The organism is Candidatus Infernicultor aquiphilus, from assembly GCF_002784285.1.
Taxonomy (GTDB): Bacteria; Atribacterota; Phoenicimicrobiia; order Phoenicimicrobiales; family Phoenicimicrobiaceae; genus Infernicultor; species Infernicultor aquiphilus.
Genome location: NZ_PFKO01000136.1, coordinates 1 through 3,311 on the forward strand (window position 1 = coordinate 1; position 3,311 = coordinate 3,311).

At 34.5% G+C, this 3,311-nt stretch carries 3 protein-coding genes; all 3 read right to left on the minus strand.

All coding sequences use genetic code 11. The features are described from left to right. Nucleotides 1-90 precede the first annotated feature (90 nt). Nucleotides 91-1,191 carry a class I mannose-6-phosphate isomerase gene (locus COZ07_RS03750; RefSeq protein WP_406607249.1) on the minus strand — a complete coding sequence of 367 codons (1,101 nt, stop codon included), beginning with the start codon at nucleotides 1,189-1,191 and terminating at the stop codon, nucleotides 91-93. A 214-nt stretch (nucleotides 1,192-1,405) separates the two neighbouring features. After that, entirely contained in the window at nucleotides 1,406-2,824 is a 1,419-nt protein-coding gene (gene pyk / locus COZ07_RS03755; protein ID WP_406607250.1) for a pyruvate kinase, read from the minus strand. Between the two features lie 33 nt (nucleotides 2,825-2,857). After that, on the minus strand, nucleotides 2,858-3,311 hold a 454-nt coding region (locus COZ07_RS03760; RefSeq protein WP_406607251.1), incomplete at its 5' end, for a hypothetical protein.

Genomic DNA, 3,311 nt, shown 5'->3' on the forward strand with positions numbered 1-3,311 from the left:
TAAGATTAAATTTCTGAAATTATAAAAACAGTTACTTATTACAGGTTACTTATTACTTATTACTTCAATTTCTGGTTAGCTGGTTAGAGGTTAGATGGATGAGAAAATAGGAGGAAGGGAAATAATTATATCTAAACTACTTTTAGTTGCCACATATCTGTACATGTCTATTGAAGCAGGAAGCATATAAGTCTCTCCCTCTTTTACTTTAAAATCTCCCACATTGGTGGAAATCATTCCTTCTCCTCTGGTAATTACTAGAGAGGCAAATCTTCCTTCAAACGATATTTCTATATCTTTTACCTCTTCCATTAACATCATTTCAAAACATGATTTCATATATTCCCCGCCATTTAATCTATAAAGTTTTCCTCCTCTAATAGAAATTAGTATCTCTTTTTTCATATGATATCTCTCCTTAATTTCGGCAAGAGAATATCCTTGATAATCAAATATATCTAATGATTTATCCCAACCAAGACCTAAATGACAATCTTTTTCTTTTAAAATATGAACACCTATCTTTTTTTCTATAGAAAGAGTAAAATCTGTTGGTTCCTGAGTCTCTACCATAAAAACCCCTTCTCCAATGGCATGAGGAGTACCTGGTGCTACAAAGATGGCATCTCCTGACTTTACTTCTATTTTATGCATAAAGCTGAGCATTCTTTTAATATCTTGTTCTTCTACCATTTTTCTCATTATATCTTTATTTATACCGGGTTTAAATCCTATAAATACATAAGGATTTTCTTGGTCTATCTTTCTGGTGGCAAGAATATACCAGGCTTCTGCTTTTCCAAAATTAGAATTTAAATATTTTCGGGAAAATATTTTACTGGGATGAGCTTGCAGGGGAAGACGAATAGATGAATCTAAAAGTTTTACTAAAAGATTTAAGAAATTACCATATTTTTTAACATAATCTTTACCTAATATATCTTCTGGAAAATGTTTTAGCAGCATCTCTAAATTATCTATGCCTTTAATAGTTTTAATCTTAGAGATACTCTCATCAGATATGCCATAAGGCTGCATTGCCCTTACTGTGGAGAGGATCCAATCTTCAGGGTAATCAGAATCTTCCGGATTTTTTATACCTCTAAATTTTTCTAAAAGATGCCCCCCTCTATAAATTCTAAATACCCTGGTGGGAAGAACCTGAATAATTCCTAGATCACTTTTCTTCATCTTGATATACCTCTTTTTTAAATATGAGCATGACCCATTAAGAGGGAATAGCTACCATTATCTCCATCAAATCTAGCTACCGTAATTTCTCCTTTTTTTAATCTCCAATGAGCAACTCCCGGAAACACTTCTCCATTTTAAGCAGCCAGATTATAATATTTTTACTATATTATTTTATAATTTCTTTTCAAAAGGTCATCCCTTAACAATTTTCTTAACAAGTTTCTACTTTTAATAAATTGGTGCTGCCGGGAACCCTAAAAGGAATTCCGGCAGTAATCACTATTTTTTCTCCCGGTCTAACTAATCCTGTCTCTAAAGCTACTTTTCTCGATCTGGTAATCAGATCATCAGTATCAGCCAATTCTTCTGTTTTAAAAGGATAAACTCCCCAGCTAAGGGTAAGTTTTTTCACGGTAGAATCTTGGGTACTTGCTGCGATAATAGGAACAGGGGGACGATATCGGGAAACCATACGGGCAGTGCTCCCAGAAAAAGTAAAGGTAACAATCGCCTTTACTTTTAAATCCAGGGCTACCTGACAGGTGGCATGACTTATCGCATCGGCATTAGTGGGTTTAACTGAAATTGATCTCTCGCTCAATATTTTTTTATAATCTATAGCTTTTTCAATTCTTAAGGCTATCTTATTCATTGTTTCTACTGCTTCTAAAGGATAATTACCTACTGCAGTCTCCTCAGATAACATAATAGCATCTGTCCCATCAAGGATAGCATTAGCTACATCGGTTACCTCCGCCCGAGAAGGTCTAGGGTTGCTCATCATTGATATTAGCATTTGCGTTGCTGTAATTACTGGCTTCCCTACAAAATTGCATTTTTTAATAATATTTTTCTGAACCAGTGGGACATTTTCTAAGGGTATTTCTACTCCCAGGTCACCCCGAGCTACCATTATCCCATCAGAGGCTTCAATGATTTCTTTCAGATTATCTACCGCCTCTTTCTTTTCAATCTTGGCAATCAAGGAGATCTCTTCGGCTTTATTTTCTTTAAGAATTTTCCTCACCTTGAGGACATCTTCAGCCCTTCTGATAAAAGAAAGACCGATAAAATCAACTTTATTTTTTATTCCGAAGAGAATATCCTGATAATCTTTTTCGGTCAAAGAAGGAATATCTATAGATATGTTCGGAATATTTACTCCTTGGTGAGAGGTTAATTTTCCACCCCTCACTACACGACAGAGAATATCAGTAGAAGTAAATTCTTTAACCTTAAGCTCTAAAGTACCATCAGCTAAAAAGATACAGTCCCCTTTCTTCACTTTCTGGGGTAAAGAAGGAAAAATAACCGAGACTTCCTGATCATTACCAGTAACCTCACGGTTAGTAAGAATAAAGGAGGAACCTTCCTTTAAAAAAATAGGTTCTTTAATAATCTTGCCGATTCTTATCTTTGGCCCTCCCAAATCTTGAAGGATGGCTATTGGTTGACCTATCTTTAAAGAGGCCTGGCGAATATTTTCAATAACTTGAAGGTGTTCCTTATAGCTTCCGTGAGAGAAATTCAAACGAGCAACATTCATCCCCCTTCTTATTAACTTTTCAATTACATCATATACCCTGCTAGCAGGTCCTATAGTACATACTATCTTAGTCTTTCTCATCATATTCTCTTCTCTCCTATAATAATAAAAATATTTTTAAATATTCCTCATCTTTATCTTTAATAAGAAGATAAAAATTCCTATAACCAAAATGAATTGCTCTACCGGGGAATTTAAATCTATGATACTTCCTAAAGTAATATATTTAGGAACTGGAAATAAAACTAAATCATCTCCCATTTCCTCACTGGTAAAAGTTTTTCTTAATTTGGTCAAAATAAAAGTCTCATCTATTAAACCCGGCAAGATGGAATATCCCTTTAGTTGGTTGGGAGTAATAATAGCATTATATTCTTCTATTGCCCCTGGAAAAGTTACTCTTTCATCTGAAAAAGCATAGACTAATACTTCGGTCCCCCCAGAGGGAACACTTAAAAAACTAATTTTTAACGGATAGACCATTTCATCTGAAAAGAACATGATCCCTAGAGGTTGAATAGCACCGCTATAATTCTCAGAACTATTTGTTGTTTCTTCAGGTTGAATTTTC

Coding starts and splice junctions, on each gene's coding strand:
- pyk (WP_406607250.1), bottom strand. CDS start 2,824: ATGATGAGAAAGACTAAGATAGTATGTACTATAGGACCTGCTAGCAGG.
- COZ07_RS03750 (WP_406607249.1), bottom strand. CDS start 1,191: ATGAAGAAAAGTGATCTAGGAATTATTCAGGTTCTTCCCACCAGGGTA.